The organism is Microcystis viridis FACHB-1342 (genome assembly GCF_014698335.1).
GTDB lineage: Bacteria > Cyanobacteriota > Cyanobacteriia > Cyanobacteriales > Microcystaceae > Microcystis > Microcystis ichthyoblabe_A.
Genome location: NZ_JACJSV010000017.1, coordinates 1 through 21,640, shown reverse-complemented (window position 1 = coordinate 21,640; position 21,640 = coordinate 1). Strand labels below are relative to the sequence as shown.

The 21,640-nt window shown below is 42.5% G+C and carries 18 protein-coding genes; 13 read left to right on the top strand and 5 right to left on the bottom strand.

Annotated elements, in window-relative coordinates; translation table 11 throughout:
- The first annotated feature begins 14 nt into the window (after positions 1-14).
- The 7 genes from H6G40_RS07890 (at position 15) to H6G40_RS07860 (ending at position 9,645) form a co-directional block, all read left to right on the top strand.
- Positions 15-1,973: a RuBisCO small subunit-like domain-containing protein gene (locus H6G40_RS07890; RefSeq protein ID WP_002777285.1), complete on the top strand. Its 1,959-nt coding sequence runs from the start codon at positions 15-17 to the stop codon at positions 1,971-1,973.
- 131 nt (positions 1,974-2,104) lie between these two features.
- Positions 2,105-2,767 carry a beta-carboxysome scaffolding protein CcmN gene (locus H6G40_RS07885; RefSeq protein ID WP_002734538.1) on the top strand — a complete coding sequence of 221 codons (663 nt, stop codon included), beginning with the start codon at positions 2,105-2,107 and terminating at the stop codon, positions 2,765-2,767.
- Between the two features lie 549 nt (positions 2,768-3,316).
- Positions 3,317-4,732 carry a form I ribulose bisphosphate carboxylase large subunit gene (locus H6G40_RS07880; RefSeq protein ID WP_046662935.1) on the top strand — a complete coding sequence of 472 codons (1,416 nt, stop codon included), beginning with the start codon at positions 3,317-3,319 and terminating at the stop codon, positions 4,730-4,732.
- Between the two features lie 130 nt (positions 4,733-4,862).
- Complete coding sequence (gene rcbX / locus H6G40_RS07875) at positions 4,863-5,261, top strand: RuBisCO chaperone RbcX (protein ID WP_002732424.1); 399 nt, start codon at positions 4,863-4,865, stop codon at positions 5,259-5,261.
- 15 nt (positions 5,262-5,276) lie between these two features.
- Positions 5,277-5,612, top strand: a complete 336-nt coding sequence (locus H6G40_RS07870; protein WP_002741682.1) for a ribulose bisphosphate carboxylase small subunit — start codon at positions 5,277-5,279, stop codon at positions 5,610-5,612.
- Between the two features lie 599 nt (positions 5,613-6,211).
- Positions 6,212-7,216 carry an AAA family ATPase gene (locus H6G40_RS07865; RefSeq protein WP_190537503.1) on the top strand — a complete coding sequence of 335 codons (1,005 nt, stop codon included), beginning with the start codon at positions 6,212-6,214 and terminating at the stop codon, positions 7,214-7,216.
- Positions 7,216-9,645: a S8 family peptidase gene (locus H6G40_RS07860; RefSeq protein ID WP_190537501.1), complete on the top strand. Its 2,430-nt coding sequence runs from the start codon at positions 7,216-7,218 to the stop codon at positions 9,643-9,645. The genes H6G40_RS07865 and H6G40_RS07860 overlap by 1 nt, the downstream gene beginning before the upstream one ends.
- Positions 9,646-10,116: 471 nt before the next feature.
- Here the strand turns inward: H6G40_RS07860 and H6G40_RS07855 are convergent, their stop codons facing one another.
- Both H6G40_RS07855 and H6G40_RS07850 read right to left on the bottom strand, forming a co-directional pair.
- The gene (locus H6G40_RS07855) at positions 10,117-10,425 is read right to left on the bottom strand and encodes a DUF4926 domain-containing protein (protein WP_002759315.1); all 309 of its coding nucleotides are present in this window, start codon (positions 10,423-10,425) and stop codon (positions 10,117-10,119) included.
- Positions 10,422-10,772: a DUF6883 domain-containing protein gene (locus H6G40_RS07850; protein WP_159247607.1), complete on the bottom strand. Its 351-nt coding sequence runs from the start codon at positions 10,770-10,772 to the stop codon at positions 10,422-10,424. Before H6G40_RS07850 ends, H6G40_RS07855 begins: the two co-directional genes overlap by 4 nt.
- Positions 10,773-11,502: 730 nt before the next feature.
- Between H6G40_RS07850 and H6G40_RS07845 the strand changes: the two genes are divergently transcribed.
- The 6 genes from H6G40_RS07845 (at position 11,503) to dnaG (ending at position 18,158) form a co-directional block, all read left to right on the top strand.
- Positions 11,503-12,819 (top strand): AAA family ATPase, encoded by a 1,317-nt coding sequence (locus tag H6G40_RS07845; protein WP_190537499.1) that lies wholly within the window; start codon positions 11,503-11,505, stop codon positions 12,817-12,819.
- On the top strand, positions 12,819-13,280 hold the full coding sequence (locus H6G40_RS07840) for a hypothetical protein (protein ID WP_123230626.1): 462 nt from the start codon (positions 12,819-12,821) through the stop codon (positions 13,278-13,280). Before H6G40_RS07845 ends, H6G40_RS07840 begins: the two co-directional genes overlap by 1 nt.
- A 348-nt stretch (positions 13,281-13,628) precedes the next feature.
- Positions 13,629-14,195 (top strand): photosystem I assembly protein Ycf4, encoded by a 567-nt coding sequence (locus tag H6G40_RS07835; protein WP_002733435.1) that lies wholly within the window; start codon positions 13,629-13,631, stop codon positions 14,193-14,195.
- Positions 14,196-14,223: 28 nt separating this feature from the next.
- Positions 14,224-14,961 carry a peptidylprolyl isomerase gene (locus H6G40_RS07830; RefSeq protein WP_002791172.1) on the top strand — a complete coding sequence of 246 codons (738 nt, stop codon included), beginning with the start codon at positions 14,224-14,226 and terminating at the stop codon, positions 14,959-14,961.
- Positions 14,962-15,052: 91 nt separating this feature from the next.
- A complete protein-coding gene (locus tag H6G40_RS07825; RefSeq protein ID WP_123230627.1) occupies positions 15,053-16,189 on the top strand; it encodes a beta-ketoacyl-ACP synthase in 1,137 nt (378 codons plus the stop codon).
- Positions 16,190-16,277: 88 nt separating this feature from the next.
- The gene (dnaG, locus tag H6G40_RS07820) at positions 16,278-18,158 is read left to right on the top strand and encodes a DNA primase (protein WP_069474419.1); all 1,881 of its coding nucleotides are present in this window, start codon (positions 16,278-16,280) and stop codon (positions 18,156-18,158) included.
- A 12-nt stretch (positions 18,159-18,170) separates the two neighbouring features.
- Here the strand turns inward: dnaG and H6G40_RS07815 are convergent, their stop codons facing one another.
- The 3 genes from H6G40_RS07815 to H6G40_RS07805 form a co-directional block, all read right to left on the bottom strand.
- Positions 18,171-19,409, bottom strand: coding sequence for a glycosyltransferase family protein (locus H6G40_RS07815; RefSeq protein WP_123230629.1), 1,239 nt, complete (start codon positions 19,407-19,409; stop codon positions 18,171-18,173).
- A gap of 139 nt (positions 19,410-19,548) precedes the next feature.
- Entirely contained in the window at positions 19,549-20,709 is a 1,161-nt protein-coding gene (locus H6G40_RS07810) for a nucleotidyltransferase family protein (RefSeq protein WP_002734722.1), read from the bottom strand.
- Positions 20,710-21,415: 706 nt separating this feature from the next.
- On the bottom strand, positions 21,416-21,640 hold a 225-nt coding region (locus H6G40_RS07805; RefSeq protein WP_190537497.1), incomplete at its 5' end, for a zinc ribbon domain-containing protein.

The following is a 21,640-nucleotide window of genomic DNA, read 5'->3' as shown; positions in this document are numbered from 1 at the left end:
GAGGAAGACTAACTATGGTCGTCCGCACAACGGCGGCTAGTCCGAAAAAGCGGACCAAATCCCCAGAGGAAACGCGCATAGACGAGAGTGCCAAAGTCCACACCTTCTCTAACCTCAGTGGCGCTATCGAGATCGGGGCGCGAGTGGTGATTGCTCCGGGGACTTCCATCCGCGCCGATGAAGGAACCCCCTTTCACATTGGCGACGACAGCAAAATTCAGGACGGAGCAATCATCCACGGTTTAGAAAAAAGCCGTGTGGTGGGAGATGACGGCCGAGAATATTCGGTGTGGATCGGCCGGGGCAGCTGTATCACCCACATGGCACTCATTCACGGGCCCGCCTATGTGGGCGATCGCTGTTTTATCGGTTTTCGCTCCACCGTCTTTAATGCCCGCATCGGGGCCGATTGCATCGTCATGATGCACGCCCTCGTTCAAGACGTGGAAATCCCCGCCGGTAAATTCGTGCCATCCGGTTCCGTGATCACCAGCCAACAACAGGCTGATCGCTTACCCGATGTCACAGAAATCGATCGAGCCTTCACTCGTCACATTGTCGATATCGACCTCGCCCCCAGCGTCCCGGTCAAAGCCCACAGCCCAGCGACTCCTGCACCAGCAGCCGCTATAAACATCGCTAATGAGACGCTATATAGAAATTCGGTGACACCTATGAGTTTAAATACAAACATTCGAGCGCAGGTTCGCTCCCTCCTCTCCCAAGGCTACAAGATCGGCATCGAATACGCTGACAAACGCCGCTTTAAAACCAGTTCTTGGTTAAGTGCCGGCTTTATCGACGGCGGCCGCGAAGAACAGGTATCCCAATCCCTAGAAGCCTCCCTGAGAGACCTGCAAGGCGAATACGTCCGCCTGATCGGAGTCGATCCCGCCGCTAAACGGCGCATACTGGAAATGATTATCCAACGCCCCGAAGACACCCCGGGAGAAACGGCCCGCACCACCACCGCCGTCCACGGCGGTCATGGCAACGGTAACGGCCATTCGGATCTGTCCGTACAAGTGCGTTCCCTGCTGGCCCAAGGACTGAAAATCGCCACCGAACACGCGGATAAACGCCGTTTTAAAACCAGTTCTTGGTTAACTGGACCTGCGATCGAAACCAAGAGCGAAGCGGGCATCATTCGCGATATTGAAGCGATCGTGACTGAAAATAGCGATGAGTACGTCCGTCTGATCGGGATCGACCCGCAAGCGAAAAAACGGGTCGTCGAAATGATTATTCACCGCCCCGGCGGCACCCCCGCTAGTAACGGCAGCGGCAAAGCCAGCAGCTACAGCGCCCCCGCTAGTAACGGAGCCAGTTATAGCAGCAGTGGTAGCTTAAGTGGGGAAACGATCGCTCAAATTCGTTCCCTGCTCGCCCAAGGCTACAAAATCGGCACCGAACACGCGGATAAACGCCGGTTTAAAACCAGTTCTTGGCAGAGTTGCGCCCCGATCGAAAGCAATCGCGAATCTGAGGTAATTACTGCTTTGGAAGATTGTTTACGCGAACATAGCGGCGAATACGTCCGCTTACTCGGTATCGATGCTAAGGCCAAAAAACGGGTTTTAGAAACGGTGATCCAGCGTCCCGATGGTTCGGTGAGTAGTAATGGCAGCAGTAAAACCGCCACCGTTGCTGAACCGAGTTTCAAAAGCTATGCTTCTGGTTCTTCTGGCGGCGGTACTGCCACTTTAACCAGTACCTTAACCGCAGAAACGATCACTCAAATTCGCTCTTTATTGAACCAAGGTCACAAAATCGGGGCCGAACACGCGGATAAACGTCGTTTTAAAACCAGTTCTTGGCAAAGCTGCACCCCGATCGAGAGCAGTCGCGAATCCGATGTGGTGGCCGCTTTAGAAACCTGTCTGCGCGACCATCAAGGGGAATACGTTCGTCTAATCGGGATTGACTCCCAAGCGAAACGTCGTGTTCTCGAATCGATTATTCAACGCCCTTAATTTCAGAACTCGGCGATCGGTGAAGGGAGATAGGTGTTAGGTGTTGGCGGATCGGGAAAAATGCCCGAAACTCTAACCCCTACCCCCTAACCCCCGATCACTGATCACTGATCACTGAATAACTGTCAATTATGTCCTTACCCCCCGTTCAACCTATTAGCCGCTCGGAATTCTATGTCAATGGTGATGTAACCATTGATGAGAGTGCGATCGTGGCTCCGGGGGTGATTCTCCGAGCAGCCCCCAATAGCCAAATAATTATCGGTGCGGGTGCTTGCCTGGGTATGGGAACAATTTTAACCGCCTATCAGGGTGTTATTGCTATCGGTGCGGGAGCAATTTTAGGTACAGGTGTTCTCGTCGTCGGTCGGGGTGAAATCGGTGAAAATGCCTGTATTGGGTCAACCACAACGATTTTTAATGCTTCTGTGGCAGCGATGTCGCTCGTGCCGTCCGGTTCCCTGATCGGAGATACTTCCCGTCAAATTACCATCGAAGTGTCAGCGACCCGATCGGAACCGGAAAGACCCCCTTTACCGGAACCGCAACCCGTAGTCAGTCAAGTGTCCCCAGTGCCGTCAGTGGAGGAAGTGGTCTCCGAAACCGTGGCCAGTCCTTGGGATGGCGAGGAAATGGTGGCCGAGGCAGGTTCTACGGAAACCAGAGAACCAGCATCTACTACTAACCGACCGAATCAAGCATCGGTGGTCGGAAAGGTCTATATCAATCAGTTATTGGTCACGCTATTTCCAGAACGTCATCGTTTTAATGGCAACAATAACCATAATTCTTGAAGGGGAAAATAATCGTTCACAAGCCAAAAATCTCAACAATAATTACTGAGTAATTAGACCTAATTTATCTAGAGTTCACGGCTGTCTAACTGTCCTCTAGGTACTGGGTATAATTGCTTAGAAATCTAATTCATCTTTAGCGATTGCCGACATTTTTTGAGGTTGTAATTATTGATAATCTTCCTCAATTAAGGATTAGCTTTAATCGCTCAAAGCCTGATGAGCAGAAGTTTCTGCGTGTCAATCAGGTAAATTTTTGTTGATTTTTTTGTGTTTTTGTAGAGATTGTCAAAGTTAGATGACGACAGATTAAAGAAACTAATCCCCCCGAGAAAAAAAAACAATCAAAATTTTAGGGATAAAGAAAAAAATGATCAGAATAGGGTAAAGTTCGTGTTAAGATGATCAGTTGAAAAAAACATTAGTGAAAATTGCTCCCTAACTTCGCTCCTAGCAGCAGGGGAAAGGAGCTTAAGAAAAATCTATGTCGGTTGACGGCGAGATTTTACAGGTGCGACTAATCATGCAGTTTATGGAGGAATAATCCCAATGGTGCAAGCCAAATCCAAAGGTTTCCAGGCCGGCGTAAAAGACTACCGCCTGACTTACTACACCCCCGACTACACCCCCAAAGATACCGATCTACTAGCTTGCTTCCGGGTAACACCCCAACCAGGAGTTCCTCCTGAAGAAGCAGGTGCGGCGGTAGCGGCGGAATCTTCCACAGGTACCTGGACCACTGTTTGGACCGATAACTTAACCGACCTCGATCGCTATAAAGGCCGTTGTTATGATATCGAACCCGTACCCAACGAAGATAACCAGTTCTTCTGTTTCGTTGCCTATCCTTTAGATCTATTTGAAGAAGGTTCCGTCACCAACATCCTCACCTCGATCGTTGGTAACGTTTTCGGTTTCAAAGCTCTACGCGGTCTCCGTTTAGAAGATATCCGTTTCCCCGTCGCTTTAATCAAAACCTTCCAAGGTCCTCCCCACGGTATCACCGTTGAACGGGACAAATTAAACAAATATGGTCGCCCCCTACTCGGTTGCACCATCAAACCCAAACTCGGCCTTTCCGCTAAAAACTACGGTCGTGCCGTTTATGAATGTCTCCGCGGTGGTTTAGACTTCACCAAAGACGACGAAAATATTAACTCTCAACCCTTCATGCGTTGGCGCGATCGTTTCCTCTTTGTCCAAGAGGCGATCGCTAAATCCCAAGCAGAAACCAACGAAGTTAAAGGACATTACCTCAACGTAACCGCTCCTACCTGCGAGCAGATGATGCAACGGGCTGAATTCGCCGCCGAAATCAAAACCCCCATCATCATGCACGACTACCTCACCGGTGGTTTCACCGCTAACACCACCCTGGCGAAATTCTGCCGCGACAAAGGGTTACTGCTCCACATTCACCGGGCAATGCACGCGGTTATCGACCGTCAGAAAAATCATGGTATCCACTTCCGCGTTTTAGCTAAGTGCTTACGTCTGTCCGGTGGTGATCACCTGCACTCTGGAACCGTTGTCGGTAAACTCGAAGGTGAACGCGGCATCACGATGGGTTTTGTTGACCTGATGCGTGAAGACTATGTAGAAGAAGATCGCGCTCGTGGTATTTTCTTCACCCAAGACTATGCCTCCTTACCCGGGGTAATGCCGGTTGCTTCCGGTGGTATCCACGTTTGGCATATGCCGGCGCTGGTGGAAATCTTCGGTGACGATTCCTGCTTACAGTTCGGTGGTGGAACCCTCGGCCACCCCTGGGGTAACGCACCGGGTGCCACCGCTAACCGTGTGGCTCTGGAAGCTTGTATCCAAGCTCGTAACGAAGGTCGCTCCTTGGCCCGCGAAGGTAACGACGTTATCCGGGAAGCTTGCCGTTGGAGTCCTGAACTAGCTGCCGCTTGCGAACTCTGGAAAGAAATCAAATTCGAGTTCGAGGCTATGGATACCCTCTAATACAGCCCTTCAGAAGGTTGTTAGCAGTTATCGGTGGAAAATAATGCCGGGGACTTGCCCAAAATCGGCAAGCAGTCGCTAGAATTTCAACACTGATAACTGTCTAGCCAATAACTGAAAACTGTATAAAATGTATCCGAAAAAAGTTGTTCAAGATACCGCGAAAGTCTTACAAAGTTACCTAACTTACCAAGCGGTTCGCACGATTATCGATCAATTGTCAGAAACTAATCCCACTTTGGCTATTTGGCTGAGTCACTATACTTCTAGCCATTCCATTCAGGATGGCGAGGCCTATATTGCGGGGTTAATGACTGAGAATAAAGAGTTAGTTTTGCGGATCATGACGGTAAGAGAACATCTAGCCGAACAGGTTTTAGAGTTCTTGCCAGAGATGGTAAAAACGGGAATTATTAATGACAATACCGAACATCGTCGGCAACTTTTGGAACGTCTCACCCGTACTGCTATAAGTCAACCAGAGACATCGGAATTAAATCTCGATGTTGATGATCTACCCAACCCATAAGGAATCAAGAAACCCATGAAAACTTTACCTAAAGAGAAGCGTTACGAAACTCTTTCCTACTTGCCCCCCCTCACCGATCAACAAATTGCTAAACAAATTCAATACATGATCGATCAGGGTTATATTCCTGCTGTGGAATTTGAAAAAGATCCCAAACCCGCGGATTATCATTGGACGATGTGGAAACTGCCTTTATTCTCTGTTTCTGGCCCCCAAGAAGTTCTTAATGAAGTTCGCGAGTGCCGCACTGAATATTCTGATTGCTACATCCGCGTTATCGCTTTTGACAACATCAAACAATGTCAAACCATGAGCTTTATTGTTCATAAACCCAATGCCGGCCGCTACTAATTTGGTTGTCATCTAATTATTAACTGTTGAGGGGGGTTCTTAGACCTCCCTTTTTTTCTATTTGTCTGGTAGAATTTTTAGCAAGAGTGAATCCGAGCTAGAAATACTATGAGAGAAATCGTTTTTTAGATAAGCGGAGGAGCTAGAAACCCAGCGTCGATGCTTAGGGATGCGGTTCACTGTCATTTTCTCGGTGAGTCAACCCGTCTTCAATTAATTGGGTTACATATTGTTGGCTGAAAAAGTCAGAATATAAAAGTTACTATGTAAAGGGTAAATTTATCCCAAAAAGTAATTAGTGGAATTTTCGACAAAAAGATATAGTTAAACCTGTCTAGGCAAAAGAAAAGATTAACAAATAAAAAAAAATGAGACTTGTTTAAGTTTGAGGTGTATCACAGTCTCACGGCATAATATTAATTTACAATTTACCTCAGCTGCTTTAGAAGGTCTAGAGTTAGTACAATAATATTATTAAGATTGAATAAATTTTAAACAGGCGACTTTAATATAACTTGTGGAGAGAACCTTTAGATAATCGGAGACACATTTGGCTTGTTGGGCGAGTCTCTGAGTGTAAACTTGAGCCATGACATGAGATGATGATAGCTGAAAAACAACTTAAAAGGCTATTTCAAGCCTTCAAAGAGCGTGACGATGTTGCTTTTTACAGAGCGGCGGAGTCTCTTATTGCCGATGAATTAGCCGCTAATCATCATGCTCTTGCTCAAGAGCTACAGCAAGTTTTAGGAAAGCAACCGTTGAAACAGATTCCACAGAATGGATTAAGATTACTCCCTAAAGATCGTCGCAGTGGCGAGGATTTAGTTATACTTGAAGAAAGCTCTATAGATTCAACTCAAATTGTTTTTAATCAAGAAACTAAAGCTAAAATAGAGAGAGTCTTAGATGAGCATCGTCAACGACAAAAATTAGCTAAGTATGGATACTTACCAAAGACTAAACTTCTTTTCTGGGGGCCTCCTGGGTGTGGTAAAACGTTTACCGCAAAATATTTGGCGTATGAACTTGGGCTTCCAGTAGGTTTATTAAAATTAAGTGCTGTTATTTCTAGTTTTTTAGGAGATACTGCTTCTCATCTCCAGCGTGTTTTTAATTTAGCTAACACAACTCCAATGGTACTGCTTTTAGATGAAGTTGACGCAGTGGGCAAGAATCGAGATGATCCTAATGATGTAGGGGAACTCAAACGAGTTGTTAATAGTTTACTGCAAGCTATGGATTCTTTTGATTCATCCAAAAGTATTGTCATTGCAGCGAGTAATCATCAATATTTACTAGATCCTGCTTTGTGGAGACGATTTGATGATTTGATTGAATTTTCCTTACCCACTAAAACCGAACGAGAGCTTTATCTTCAAAGTCTTTTAAATGGAGTTTATTTTGATGGCTCACTGGAATATATCGCTAAGAATATGAGTTCATTATCGTATGCAGATATTCAACGTATCACGATAGAAGCTATTAAAACGATGATTCTTGAAGGTCGAGAACAACTTCAAAGTCAAGATATTTCCGAGCAACTTAAAGCTTTTAAAAAAGCCTCATCTGAAGCAAGAACAAAAACTAGGATAATTGTGTAATGAACCCAGATTTTCCTCTCTTATCTCTTACTCAACCTCAAACGGCTAAACGTGGTAAGGAACCACCTCGTTTGCTGCCACTTTCACCAGAGAAAATCCAACAGCGAAAAGAGAAAGCTGATAATTTAAGACAGCAAGTTAGAAGGATCTCTCGTCAACTACAAGAAATGTCTGAAGAGGAAAGAAAGTCCGTATTAATTAAACTGGAACATGAACAAAAAATTAATTTAAGTGGTACAGGTTTAAAACCAATTGCTGAATCTACGCAACATTTTACTCTTGCTGTTCCTCGAACTGAAAAATTAGATAAACTTGAAGAAAAAATTGAGGAATTTGGGGAAGGAGACTTAAAAAGAGGGCAACCCCCTAATAAAGATTTTGCCTATCTTAATACGATAGAAGAAGCTTCTCCCCAAGACCGTCTTTGTCAAGTGTTTTTTGAGCAATATGATGAATTAATTCAGAAGGATTGGATAATTTTTGAGATTGAAATGATGTCTTTAGAAAGGGGGGAAAAGCAGCAGAGACAGGAGTTATTAAAAATACGAGAAGAAATAAGCAAACTATTTGAGAGTGGGACTAAAGGAAATTTATTTGAGCAAGAAGAAATCAAAGGAACTTGTCGTGCTGTAATTCGATGTACCGGAGAAGTTTTTCAAGAATTAGTAGAAGATAGGAAGTGGCAAACTAAAATAGTCTATTTTGATGCTCGTCCAGCCTTTGAAACATTTCATCAAACACTAAGAAACTTTAGTGTTGAAAAATTAGGTGAATTTATCAGTCCTCCCTCAGATGCACCAATGGTCTGTATTGTAGATTCAGGCGTTACGATTGAAAATCCTTTTCTAAAACCTGTGGTGAGAGAAGATTTAATCCTTTCTTTTCTTAGGACTGAATCAGATAAAGATAATCCTAACGATGAGTGTGGACATGGTTCTGGTGTGGCTTCTTTAGCTTCTTATTATGCTTTAAATTTATACCAAAATGCAGAAAATAGAGGAAAGATTTGGATTGCTAGTGCTAGAGTTTTAAATCAAGATAATGAAATTGAAGATGAGCGATTATTTTCCAAAATCTTGGAAGAAGTTGTTAAAACTTTTACTTTAATTGGAATTAAAATTTTTAATTTATCTATTCAATTTATCAATCGAAAATGGCATGAAGAAGCAAAGCGAACGATTCCTCGTCGTTCTTGGATAGCTAGAACGATTGATAAACTTTCCAGGGAACATAACATAGTTTTTATTACAGTTACAGGCAATATATCAACTTCTAATGTCAAATACTATTATGGGGATGGATTAGCTTATCCAGAATATTTTATAGACGATGAAGCCTCAATTTATGACCCTGGACAAGCATCACTCGCTATTACAGTAGGTTCTATGAGTCCTACTACTCAAGCAGTAGGACAAATAACAACAGCAATGGCAATAGCAGAAAAACATCAACCTTCTCCTTTTACTCGTTGTGGACCTGGAATTAACCGTGAAATTAAACCTGAGTTAGTGGAATATGGTGGCAATTATTTATTAGATCAAAATGGCACAGTAAGAGAAAATCCAGGGATGAATGTAATAATGGCAAGTCATCAACTGACACCTGCAATTACTCATAAGTCAGGGACAAGTTTTGCTGCTCCTCGTGTTGCTCATAAAATGGCTCGTATTCTCTATGATATGCAGTCTCTTGGTTTTGATGATATTTCTGCCTCTTTATTGAAAGCACTAACCGTTAATTCTGCTACTTACCCTCCCTATTATGGAAATTTTGACAATTTTAAGCAGGCAATGGATGAGAAAAAACCTAAACATTGGTTAAATGTGGTTGGTTACGGAATACCAGATGATATCAGAGCAACGGAATGTGATAAATACACGGCAATTCTAATATTCCAGGAGAAAATTCAACCTAATACTGTCAAGTTTTTTGAGATTCCTGTTCCTGAGTGTTTAGTAGAAACACCACCAACAAAAGTAAAACGGTTAACTGTTACAGTGGTTTATGCTCCTGAAGTTCAGCGATGGGGATTAGAAACCTACTTAGGAACAACCCTTAAATGGCGAATGTTTAGAGGCAATGTGGACCAAGAAGAAGTTATTAAGTATATGTCTGTAGAAGAAGAGGAGAATGATGAGGAGACTGGAGAAAATCCCAAAGAATTAAAATTTGAACCCGGTATTACTCTACGTTCTAGAGGAACAGTTCAACATGGAATATGCGAGTGGAAGCAGCACAAATCTGAGTATAGTCAAAACTGCTACACATTAGCTATTGCTGCTTACGAAAAATGGAATCGTGAAAATCCTGATCCTGTACCTTATGCGGTAGTTGTACGCCTTGAAGATACGACACAAACAGCAGATGTTTATGTGGAAGTTCAGAATATCATGGCACAACTTGAAGTTCAAGCTAGAAGCAATATTTAAAAACGCTATATCTAAGACTTCATAGCTAATAAAGTCAATAAAAAGCGGGTATTATCATAAGTGATCTATTTATTTAGGATTGCTATAGCTGGACTTCCCCCCTTGACAAAAGACCATAACCCGTGCTGTATCTGAATGGGGTTTTACTGGGTACAAATTAAGGAAACCCCAAATAAATCTAACGCCTTCGAGCCGTTGCTTTTTTATTTTTTGATTCGATTCGTCAAAATATACCGATATTTTCTAGGTGTCGATAGCCTTGAATAGAGGTTCCTTTTAGGTTCAAAAATTTGTCAACTATCATAGGTAAAATACTCTCGTTTTTGGCGATTATATCAAATCTTAACTCTATTGTCTATCTTTGTGTCCTTAACTTGTTTGTGCCTTAAGTCCTTCCCTATATGAATTTTAGCTTTTATTTTAAGTTAATTATTTGCATAACAATTCTGGAATAGCCTATTTTTTCCGATTTTATTGATACAAAGAGCGGGTGAAATCTAAAACTTTTTGTTGCTTTTCTTTGGGTAATTTATCGATTAAAGCTGTTAGCTTTTCTGTTAAAGATAACCAAGTTTTGTTCTGAGCTTTCCAGATTACAATAAATTGCTGCATTGGGAGAGAACAAAGGGCGATAGTTTCCCCTAGATCATTACTAAATTCAATTTCGTAACAACCATCATTATAGTCTTCAACAATTGTCCCTTTTTCTCCCATTATTAAGTTATGTTCAGGCAAGTCAACTAATAATTCCACAAGGTCAAATAATTCTGGTTTAATCATGGTCTTTTTCTCACATATAAAGTTACTAATTTAGCTGTATCACTATCAGGCTCAACAATCCATCCAGTCCTCACTATTTCTTGTTGCCCTGGTTCAATTCCTGTAATTTCTAGGTCAACTTGATAGCGTTTGTCATGTCGATCTGTACTTTGATAAACAGCTTTTGCTTCAAGGGATTTGTTAGCGATTTGTTGTAGAAGTGGCTCATAATTATCTTGAGTATATCCTAAGTGGCGTTGAAACATGATGGCTTTATTTAATCCTTTTGGATTGTCTAAATTGAGAGCATATTGGGTTAATTTTCTAGAATCTATTTTGACTTTGTTGACAATATCTTTTAATTTCATTGGAATTAAGACGATTATTAATTTTGACTTTGCCTCTAGTTTCATATTTCATAAGGGAGCATCTCACCCTTGCAATAAGTAGAAATGCTTAATGAGATCAATAAAAAAGTTAAAAAAGGCAACCATTTAGCTCTGGAATTTACCCGTACAAAAATACTAGCTATGGCTAAAAGTCTTACAGAGCCTGAGTTAAAGCCATATAATACCAATGAGCTACTGAACACAAAATCCTGAAGTATTTACGCAGATAGGGTTTGCGGCAAAAATCTTCTAATTTGACCCTTAGATCATTATAGCTTGTTTCGGGGCAGAAAACCAGCAAAAACATGGCTACAGAGGGAATTGCTTACTCTAAAGATTAATGACATCATCTGTGATCATAAGGTTAGCGATCACCATACAGCCAACTCCACAGAATCGCTCTACTCTAGATACAATCAACGGTACAGCCATTTTCAAGGGGAAAATGTACCCAGTAGCGTCTTTTCAATTTTTTCTGAGAAGCGACCTGCAGTAAGGGTAAGGGTTCCGCCCTAATGCCAATAAACAGCGACCTTATCTCCCCAAGCCTAGATTATACTGTTCGGATATGCCCTGCCCTACAGTTTGAGTTTTCAAGGTTATGGGTGCTAGTTTTCGGTACTTGTTAGAGTCTATAAGCTGCGCTGGTATTGGAACTTTTAGTACAAATGCTCAAACTGCACCAGTCAAGATTTAATGGGTGAAAAGTATGTTAACATCGCTGACTCTTCGGAATTTCAAAAGCTATCAGGAGGCAACCTTGTCTCTAGCACCCATCACCTTTTTAATCGGTGCTAATGCGTCAGGTAAAAGTAATGCACTAGAAGCAATTCGCTTACTTTCGTGGTTAGCGAAAGGCAGCAGGTTAGATGACATTGAACGCAACATTCAAAGCGGGAATGCAATTGCTCGTGGACAAGCGATCGATCTTTTCGGTGCAGAAAAACAGTATTTTACCTTGGGAGTACACATTGATAACGCTCCCGACGGTTGGACTGATTTTGAGATTGAAATTGGGCTATTATCAGACCAACTTATTATAATCGGAGAAAGTGTCAGTAAAGCTAATAAAGATCAGGAATTAACACTTTACAAAATTGATAGCGATCCTAACCCGCACACCGATGAAATTAGGGTGATGTATAACAATTTTAAGACAGGTAAAAATAAGCCTCATATACCTTGTTCTAACCGACAAGCCATTTTTTATCAATTGGAAACTCCCAGTCGGTTCCAGCAAAGTCATACTAAATCACAAAAAATTATTCCAGCAGTTACTAAAGTAATTCGAGAAACCTTGAGGAATATCGTCTTTCTTGATCCTCGTCCAGCAGTAATGCGGGATTATGCTTACGCTAAAGATGATGATATTAAAGAAGATGGCTCTAACCTTTCTAGTGTTCTTTACGCAGTTTGTCAGCAGGGAGAGACTCAAAAAAACAAGTTGCTTGACTTCATTCGTTCATTACCAGAACAGGATATTACTGATATTCGCTTTATCATTACAGACCGCAACGATGTTATGGTGAAACTAATAGAGTCTTTTGGGAACAAAGAACATCAGATAGATGCTCCTTTGTTGTCTGATGGTACTCTGAGAGTTTTAGCGATTGCTGCAACTCTACTAAGTGTAAATCCTGGAACTTTCGTAATTATTGAAGAGATCGATAATGGTGTTCATCCCAGTCGTGCAGATAATTTAGTTAAGCAAATTCGGGAGATCGCCTTAGAAAGAAAACTGAGGGTACTGATCACCTCCCATAACCCAGCGTTACTAGATGCAGTACCCGATAGTGATATTGGAAATGTACTTTGTTGTTACCGAGATCCGCAAGCAGGAGATAGTCGTATTGTCCGATTAGCTGATTTAGAGCGTTTCCCCGAATTAATTGTGCAGGGAACTCTTGGTCAGTTGATGACTAAACAAGTATTAGATAAGTTCTTAAAGGATAAGTCCACAGCAGAACAACGTCAACAAAACGCGCTAAGTTGGTTAGAGCAATTAAAACAGGGAGAAGTAGCCTGATGGGAGCTATTTGTCTGATCGATACTTCGAGCTTTTTAGAGATACTTAATGTCCCCCACAAAGCGAGTCAATCTGAGTTAATACTTCAAAAATTAGAAGAGAAAATTAAAGCTAGGGAATCTCTTTTTTTGCCAATGGCAACCATTCTGGAAACTGGCAATCATATTGCCCAAAATCGAGATGGCAATCAGCGACGTATTTGTGCAGAAAAATTTGTAAATCAGGTAACACAAGCTCTTGAAGGAAAATCTCCCTTCACCCCCATTAGTTTTCTAAAGAAAGAAGACCTGCAAGGATGGTTAAAAGAGTTTCCTGATCAAGCGATGGGAGGTAGGGGACTGGGAGACCTTTCTATCATTCATGATTGGCAGAAAATTTGTGATCAAAATCCAAGCCGCCGCGTCTATATATGGTCTTTGGACAAACACCTTAAAGGTTACGAGCGGCCACCGAAGTTATGAGTAATTGACTACGGATTTACTTCTAATAGTCGATTTGTATTTTAAAAGGTGGAGATTTAATTATTGGACTTCCCCCTTGACAAAAGACCATAACCCGTGCTGTATCTGAATGTGCCTTTACTGGGTACAAATTAAGGAAACCCCGAATAAATCTAACGCATGATTGTTGCCGAGGAGAATTACGATTAGGGAATTTTCCCCTAAACTTCCCCCACTCACCTATAAGTAAATATTATAATAAACATGGGTACACTCAGAAAAATCAACGGATGCATCCCTGGGTCGGGGTTGGGGAAGTGGCGAGAAAAAAGCTGGTAAAATAACTCTAGGCAACCTTAAAAAGAATTCATGAAAGCGCAAACAACAAGTAAAGATAGCCTGATCCTACGGCAAGAAGTAGTGGGAGCGCGTCGCCCTAGTAACTATTTTTGGGCTGTAATCGTCTCTATTGGCGGTCTAGGGTTTCTCCTTGCCGGTCTTTCCAGTTATTTGAAGGTCAATCTACTTCTCGTTAGCGATACCAGTGCCTTACAATTTATTCCCCAAGGGGTCGCCCTCCTCTTTTATGGCACTGCGGGGACCCTCTTAGCCATCTATCTCTGGTTATCTCTCCTCTGGAATGTCGGAGGTGGTTACAACGAGTTTAATAAGGAAACTGGCAAACTTAAAATCTTTCGTTGGGGCTACCCCGGCAAAAATCGTCGCGTTGATCTCGATTGGCCTCTCGAAGATGTGCAAGCTGTGCGGGCCGAAGTGCGAGAAGGACTCAACCCGAAACGGGAACTATTCCTGCGGATTAAACAGCGTCGCGATATCCCTCTAACTCGCGTCGGTGATCCGATGTCCCTCTCGGAATTGGAAAATCAAGGAGCGGAACTCGCTCGTTTTCTGGAAATTCCTCTAGAGGGATTGTAGGCCTTTTTTCGCTCTTTTTGGCTATAAAATGATGAAGATAAGAAAATCTGGCTGGCTGTCTGTGGTTTGTGTTTTTTTAATCACAACGACCACACTTTTCGGCTGTTCTTCCCCAGAAGCTAACTCCACCCCCGATAATTCTAGTATCACCCAAACCTCTCAACCTGCCAGTTCGGGCAGTGTCAACATGGATAATTACAAACCCCGCTTAGATGGAACTGCTGTCGTCGAGATGATCATCAAAGGTAAACCGGTAACGATCGAAATTGATGGCAATGCGGCCCCAGTTACTGCCGGTAATTTTGTGGATCTGGTGGAGAGAGGTTTTTATAATGGTTTAACTTTCCATCGCGTGGTTACAGAACCGCAGCCTTTTGTCGCCCAAGGTGGTGATCCCCAAGGTCGCGGAACCGGTGGTTTTGTTGATCCAGAAACCAAGCAATCCCGTTATGTTCCCCTAGAAATTCTCCTTAAAGACGAAAAAGAGCCGATTTATGGGAAATCAATCGGTCAACAGGCCACGTCGCGCACTCCCATCGTCGCTTTACCCCATAAACGCGGTGCGATCGCGATGGCCCGTTCTCAACAACCTAATTCCGCTTCTTCTCAGTTTTATTTTGCCCTGTCGGATATCAATTTCCTCGATGGTGATTATGCCGTTTTTGGTTATGTCACTAAGGGAATGGAAGTGATCGATACGATTAAACAAGGGGATAAAATTGACTCGGCCAAAGTTATTTCTGGTGCAGAAAATCTGAAAAAATAGCGATCGGTTAGGGTGGGTTCGCGGGACGATAATTTAATTTTCCCCCTAACCCACCCAATCATTTAATATTCCGATAGCTGATAACTGATAAATGAATGTTGTGGTGACGGGAATTGGGTTGATCAGTTCTCTGGGAAATTTAAGTCAGAGTTGGCAAAGATTACTAGAGGGCAAAACTGGTATAACTAGACAACAACCATTTTCTGATTTACCCGCGTTACCCCTGGGTTTAATCGGTCACAAACCGGCATTTTTAGAGGATTTAACCAAAATTGCCCTGATTGCTGCCCTTGAAGACGCGAAGTTAACCCCTCCCTTAAAGGATTGTGGTGTCACTATCGGTTCTAGTCGTGGTTGTCAGGGTTTATGGGAACGGATGGCAGCGACGGGAATAGTAGAAAACTGGTTAGATAGTTTACCCGATCGCGCCTCGGTATTGACCGCTAGATTGATAGAAACTGGCGCCCCAGTCTTAGCACCCATGGCGGCCTGTGCCACGGGCATCTGGTCGATCGCTCAGGGTATAGAATTAATCAAAATGGGAGAATGCGATCGAGTTTTAGTCGGGGCGATCGAAACTCCGATCACTCCCTTAACTCTGGTGGGATTTGAACAGATGGGAGCTTTGGCGAAAACGGGCTGTTATCCTTTTGATAGAGCTAGGGAAGGCTTAGTTTTGGGGGAAGGTGGCGCGATTTTAGTCCTTGAATCGGAAGAACTGGCTTTAAGCAGAAATGCCGCCATCTACGGGCAAATTTTGGGCTATGGTTTTACCTGTGATGCCGATCATGTTAGCGCCCCGGCGGTCGATAATCGTAGCGCTACCAAAGCCATAGAACTATGTTTGCACAGAAGTCAATTAAGAAAAGATGAAATTAATTACATTCACGCCCACGGCACTAGCACGCGTTTAAACGATGAACGGGAGGCAAACCTGATCGCCAGCATTTTTGGTTCGCAAGTGGCTGTAAGCTCGACAAAAGGCGCAACAGGACACACTTTAGGGGCTTCGGGGGCATTAGGTGTGGCTTTTTGTTTAATGGCTCTGAAAAATCAGCTAATTCCCCCCTGTGTCGGTGTGCGCGAGTCGCCTTTTCAATTAAATTTAATTAGATCGGCTGTTAATTTTTCCCTGCACAATTGTCTCTGTCTTAGTTTCGGTTTCGGAGGACAAAATGCAGCCATCGCAGTGGGGAGATGGGGGAGAAGGAGAGGGGAGTGGGAATGATGAATGATGAATGATGAATTGGGGAGACGGGGAGAATAAATAAAAGCAAATCTCCTGATAACTGATAACTGATAACTGATAACTGATTATGGATACACCGCGACTACATCCAGATACGATCGAAGAAGTTAAACAAAGAATTGATATTGTGGATTTAATTTCGGAGAGAGTCGTCCTCAAAAAAAGGGGAAGGGAATACGTCGGTTTATGTCCTTTTCACGAGGAAAAATCCCCTAGTTTTACGGTTAGTCCTGCCAAACAAATGTATTACTGTTTTGGCTGTGGTGCGGGGGGAAACGGGATTAAATTTTTCATGGAGGTGGGGAAACAATCTTTTAGTGAAGTGGTTTTCGATCTTGCTAGAAGGTATCAAATCCCGATTAAAACTCTAGCAGTAGAACAGCGTCAGGAATTAGAACAGCAATTATCCCTCAAGGAACAATTATACGAGATAATGGCCGTGGCGGTGAGTTTTTATCAACACGCCCTTAGTCAACCCCAAGGGGAAAAAGCGTTAGATTATCTCAAGGTACAACGACAACTAACCCCAGAAACTATCGCAACTTTTCAACTGGGATATTCTCCGGAAGGTTGGGAAACTCTCTATCGTTATTTAGTGGAACAAAAGCGCTATCCTGTGGCTTTAGTAGAACAAGCGGGATTAATTAAAGCGCGTCAAAATGGTAGCGGTTATTACGATCAATTTCGAGATCGTTTAATGATTCCTATTTTTGATAGTCAAGGACGAGCGATCGCTTTTGGTAGTCGTAGTTTAGGTAATGAACAACCAAAGTATCTAAATTCTCCCGATACTCCTCTATTTGAAAAGGGAAAAACTCTCTTTGCTCTTGATCGAGCTAAACAGGCAATTATTCAGCAAGATTTAGCGATAGTTGTGGAGGGTTATTTTGACGCAATCGCTCTCCATGCTGCTGGTATCACTAATGTGGTTGCCTGTTTAGGAACAGCTTTAAGTCAAGAGCAAATTAAGCTACTTTTGCGCTACAGTGAAAGTAAACAAATAATCTTTAATTTTGATGCCGATCAAGCGGGAATTAAAGCGACACAAAGGGCGATCGAGGAAATTAACTCTCTAGTTTATTCAGGACAAGTTAACCTAAAAATCCTTAATCTTCCCGATGGTAAAGATGCCGATGAATTTCTTAAATCTCGTGCTGACGGGGTAAATAGTTATCGAGAATTAATCGAAAAATCTCCTTTTTGGATTGATTGGCAAATCTCGCAAATGTTGGTTAATAAAGATTTAAAACAGGGACTACATTTTCAACAAATAGCTAATAGTATGGTGAGTTTACTGCAAAAGTTAATCGATGGCAATCAACGCACTTTTTACCTCGATTATTGTGCTGAAATTTTGGCTCAAAAAGATGCTACTCGTTTGCCATATATTTTAAAAAATCTCTCCAAACAGGTTAATAAACCTCAAGGAAAATCCCCAGCAATTAAGAGTAAAAACATCTTAGATAAATCCGAAAAAAATGGCACAGAAAAAGCCGAATGGTTATTATTATTAATCTATCTCCATTCTCCCGAATATCGGAGGCTCATTTGTGAACTTTTGGATGAAAAAGATTTAATTTTTAATGTCCCTGATTATCGTTGGTTATGGCAAGTAATTCTAGATTTAGAAAACCAAATTACTAAACCAAGAGATTTGATGTCAGCTTTACAGAATCATTTATTGATGATAACTACAGACAAAAATCGTGATTTTAATTCTTTATTTCACTTAAATGAACATACCAGTCAGGAAATTTTGCAACCAGAGGAACAAATTAAAGATGCTATTATAGCTATGGAAAAAATTAGTTTAATGGAATATCGTCGCTACTGTCAAGAACAATTAATTAATTCTGGCGACGGCAATCAACGGGAATTTTATCAGCAGGAATTCTATCAAACTGTTAATAAATTAATCGCAATTGATCCTCACTACCAACAAGCTTAATTATCTAATTGATTAAAAACTAGACAATTGTTCAGCAATAATAGATACTAACTTATCCACTGCTCCTGCTTGCCCGCGCACTGCCCGCAATTTTTGCCGGATAGCCTCTAATTGTTGGGGATTTTCTAACCAAGAACTAGCCATATTTGCCACTTCTTCTGGTTGTAATTCCCCCAATAATTCCGGAACAATTTCGGCACCGGCCCAAATATTTGGCCAGGCATATAAACGCTTTTTCCGCAACATATAGAGATTAATTATCTTAGCAAATAAAGAACCCACCCCCGGCAGTTGAGCTAATAAACCGGGTAAACCGTCCCAAGTTCTCATCGCGTCTAGTTGCTGAGTCGGTAGTAAAATAATCATCGGGATTGCCAGCGCCCCTAATTCAGCAGTATTAGCACCCACCGTCGTTAAAGCTAAATGACAGCGAGAAAGCTGGTTATGGGCGGGAAAATCGGTAATTAGGTCAACTTTTACCCCCTTATCTGTTTCTAGATAGGGTTTTTCGCCGTTTTTTAATTGGGCAGCACTCCAACCGGTTTTAGTGATCATCGGATTATAGCTAGGATCGGCAAATTTCGCCAAATAAGCTAAATTTAGGGTAGGAGCGACGGGAATTAAGAATTTAGTCTGGGGAGCCTGCGCGTGTATCTTTTCAGCAATGGCTAGGGTTAGGGGTACACCCTGGGCTAATTTCGAGGGTTTGGAACCCGGGAGGAGTGCAATTAAGGTAGCATCATCAGGGGTGATAGCAGTGGGCAAATCCACCATTAAATCGCCGATAACAGTAAATTTATGCTGATATTGTTGGGGAATATTATTTAATACACTTGTATTCATCACGGCAAAGCGATCGATCCCCCGATACCAACGCGCTTCCCATTCCGCATAGATAACGGTGCGATAACCCAAACGTTTACCGATGGTGAGGGCAAAAAATTGATCGCCCCCTAAAAATAAAACGATGCCCTTGGGGTGCCAATCCCAATTATCGGCGGTTTTTCCCCAGAAAAGAAAATTAAAGAAGTTTTCTGGCGACTGGACTCGATCGACTTCCGGATATTTCCTAACTACTTCCGTTTCCGCCCCCATAGAATGAGTACAAGGGGAAAGAATCACCGAAATCCGCAACCGCGATCGATCTTCTGTTAAGTTTTGTCGCAATCTCTTGACAACTGGACGCACCCATGTAGATATTTCTCCAGGACCATTGGAGAGAATGAGAAGATCAACAGGAGAATCAAACATGATAAGTAGTCGTGCAAAATTAATGTCTTGGTTAGGATAGGCAAAAGGCAAAAGGCACTCATGCAAGGAGTGGTTAGATATGTGTAATTAATTTTGCTTAGGTACTTATCAAGTAAAAAGTTCCCCGTTGCGGTGTTGCCTACTTGCCATTGAATAAAGAACGAATTGCCTGATGTTTAGGGTGATCAAATTCTGGGGGAACCTTGCGGGTATCGGTAATCAACCAATCCAAGGCTGCCGCTTCCACATCGATCGCCGCGCCGGTTTTATCAACACAGTAGCGCCCAAAGACCAACTTATCCACCAAACGCGCCCCTGAACCGAGGCGAGAATATTCAAAAATAACGCTATTATCCACTGTTGCGCCGCCACAAATCCAACAATTTGGGCCAATCATACTCGGACCGACAATTTTCGCCCCGTCTTCAATGCGCGTCATTGCCCCGATATACACAGGTCCGGTAATATCGACTCGATCCCAGTTTACCCCCACATTTAAGCCCGTGTAGATGCCCGGTTTGACTTCGATGCCGGGGATAGCAACATTTTTAATTTTCCTGGATAACACCCCGCGAATTGCCTGCCAGTAGTCGGGGACTTTACCAATATCCACCCATTCAAAATCCATGTTTAAAGCGTAGAAAGGCGCAGCTTTAGCGACTAATTGGGGGAACAAATCGCCACCAATGTCGTATTTACTATTAGGGGGAATAAAATCAATGATTTCTGGTTCAAAAATATAGATCCCCGTGTTAATGCAGGTACTCAAAGCTTCATCGATGGCCGGTTTTTCTTGGAAACTGAGAATCCGTCCCTCCTCGTCGCTAACTACCACCCCATAACTGGATACTTCCTCTCTGGGGACAGTTTTGGTGACGATAGTGGCGATCGCTCCTTTTTCTCGATGCCATTTAACGGCTGCGGTTAGATCGAGATCAATCAGCGCATCACCACAGAGAACCACAAAAGTATCGTCAAAAAAGGGATTAAAATCTTGAATTCGTCGTAAACCGCCCGCCGATCCTAGGGCATCACCGATTAACTCGCCCTCTTCGATTCTACCCTCAAAAGAATAGCCGATATGCACCCCAAAACGCTGACCATCGCGGAAATAACTCTCAATTTCTTCGGCTAAATGACTGACATTCACCATGATCTGATCAAAGCCATGCTGTCGCAACAGTTCCAATAAAAACTCCATCACCGGCTTTTGTAAAATCGGGATCAGGGGTTTGGGAATCGTATGGGTAATCGGACGGACACGAGTTCCTTTGCCTGCCGCCAAAATCATGGCTTTCATCGATATTTATTTCCTTTTGCGATCGAGGTTTGTAATTAAATCATGCCTAGTGTATCATTACTGGCTCGGAATCAGTGGTTATCGATCCTCTTGGGGGTACCTCGAAAAATAGATTTACTTCAGCATTGCACCGCCTGAAACCCTGATCAAACCTTGGTTTACTCTCAATTAGTACGAAGATTTTCTCAATAAGTCCAATTGATCGAGCTACCCCTTGAGTAATTGATAACGGGAAAAAGTGAGAGATTTAACCCAGATTACACTGATGGACAAAATTAACAAATCAACTTTGCTGTAACTCATACTACTCAGTCCTCTAGGCTAAGATGATCAAAAAAACGCAAGTTTTTAAATTGATGGGCAAAAAAAGTTTAATTTTAGCCAATAACCAAGGCGTTATGTCTAGGCTACCTCGAAAAATCGAATTTTGAGGGACGGAGCGCCTTGTTAGTTCTTGAAAATAATTCCCTCTTCATCAATGTAGATCAAGGAGATTTCCTCGACCAACACTTTGTTAACAAAATCTTTTATTCGAGGTGTCCTTGAGCATTAGATCAACCTAGACTCCTTGCCTAATTTCCCCAACAATCCGGTTAACCCCAAGAAGTCTAGGCGAAAAATGGTGAGCAAAAATTTGACTACTTGAGATATTGACACTCCCGTCGCGCTTATGCGAGGGATTCTTGGTTCACTGACTCAAGTTGTCTTAGCAGGTATTTCTACCAACCAAAATAGAGCTTAAATCTCCCCAAGCGTTTAGGTCTGACGACCAGCTTCCGATATGCCCTATCGTAGCTTTTTTGAGTATATTTAATGCCGCCATCTTGTCCCTATCTTCCACATATCCGCAGGAACAAACATGAGTTCTGACTGATAGAGACTTTTGGATTAACCGACCACAATTAAGGCATTCTTGACTTGTATAGGCTGG

Bases quoted from the DNA above. Each gene is read 5' to 3' on its own strand.
- H6G40_RS07890 (WP_002777285.1), top strand. From the start codon at position 15: ATGGTCGTCCGCACAACGGCGGCTAGTCCGAAAAAGCGGACCAAATCC.
- H6G40_RS07885 (WP_002734538.1), top strand. From the start codon at position 2,105: ATGTCCTTACCCCCCGTTCAACCTATTAGCCGCTCGGAATTCTATGTC.
- H6G40_RS07880 (WP_046662935.1), top strand. From the start codon at position 3,317: ATGGTGCAAGCCAAATCCAAAGGTTTCCAGGCCGGCGTAAAAGACTAC.
- rcbX (WP_002732424.1), top strand. From the start codon at position 4,863: ATGTATCCGAAAAAAGTTGTTCAAGATACCGCGAAAGTCTTACAAAGT.
- H6G40_RS07870 (WP_002741682.1), top strand. From the start codon at position 5,277: ATGAAAACTTTACCTAAAGAGAAGCGTTACGAAACTCTTTCCTACTTG.
- H6G40_RS07865 (WP_190537503.1), top strand. From the start codon at position 6,212: ATGATGATAGCTGAAAAACAACTTAAAAGGCTATTTCAAGCCTTCAAA.
- H6G40_RS07860 (WP_190537501.1), top strand. From the start codon at position 7,216: ATGAACCCAGATTTTCCTCTCTTATCTCTTACTCAACCTCAAACGGCT.
- H6G40_RS07855 (WP_002759315.1), bottom strand. From the start codon at position 10,425: ATGATTAAACCAGAATTATTTGACCTTGTGGAATTATTAGTTGACTTG.
- H6G40_RS07850 (WP_159247607.1), bottom strand. From the start codon at position 10,772: ATGAAATTAAAAGATATTGTCAACAAAGTCAAAATAGATTCTAGAAAA.
- H6G40_RS07845 (WP_190537499.1), top strand. From the start codon at position 11,503: ATGTTAACATCGCTGACTCTTCGGAATTTCAAAAGCTATCAGGAGGCA.
- H6G40_RS07840 (WP_123230626.1), top strand. From the start codon at position 12,819: ATGGGAGCTATTTGTCTGATCGATACTTCGAGCTTTTTAGAGATACTT.
- H6G40_RS07835 (WP_002733435.1), top strand. From the start codon at position 13,629: ATGAAAGCGCAAACAACAAGTAAAGATAGCCTGATCCTACGGCAAGAA.
- H6G40_RS07830 (WP_002791172.1), top strand. From the start codon at position 14,224: ATGATGAAGATAAGAAAATCTGGCTGGCTGTCTGTGGTTTGTGTTTTT.
- H6G40_RS07825 (WP_123230627.1), top strand. From the start codon at position 15,053: ATGAATGTTGTGGTGACGGGAATTGGGTTGATCAGTTCTCTGGGAAAT.
- dnaG (WP_069474419.1), top strand. From the start codon at position 16,278: ATGGATACACCGCGACTACATCCAGATACGATCGAAGAAGTTAAACAA.
- H6G40_RS07815 (WP_123230629.1), bottom strand. From the start codon at position 19,409: ATGTTTGATTCTCCTGTTGATCTTCTCATTCTCTCCAATGGTCCTGGA.
- H6G40_RS07810 (WP_002734722.1), bottom strand. From the start codon at position 20,709: ATGAAAGCCATGATTTTGGCGGCAGGCAAAGGAACTCGTGTCCGTCCG.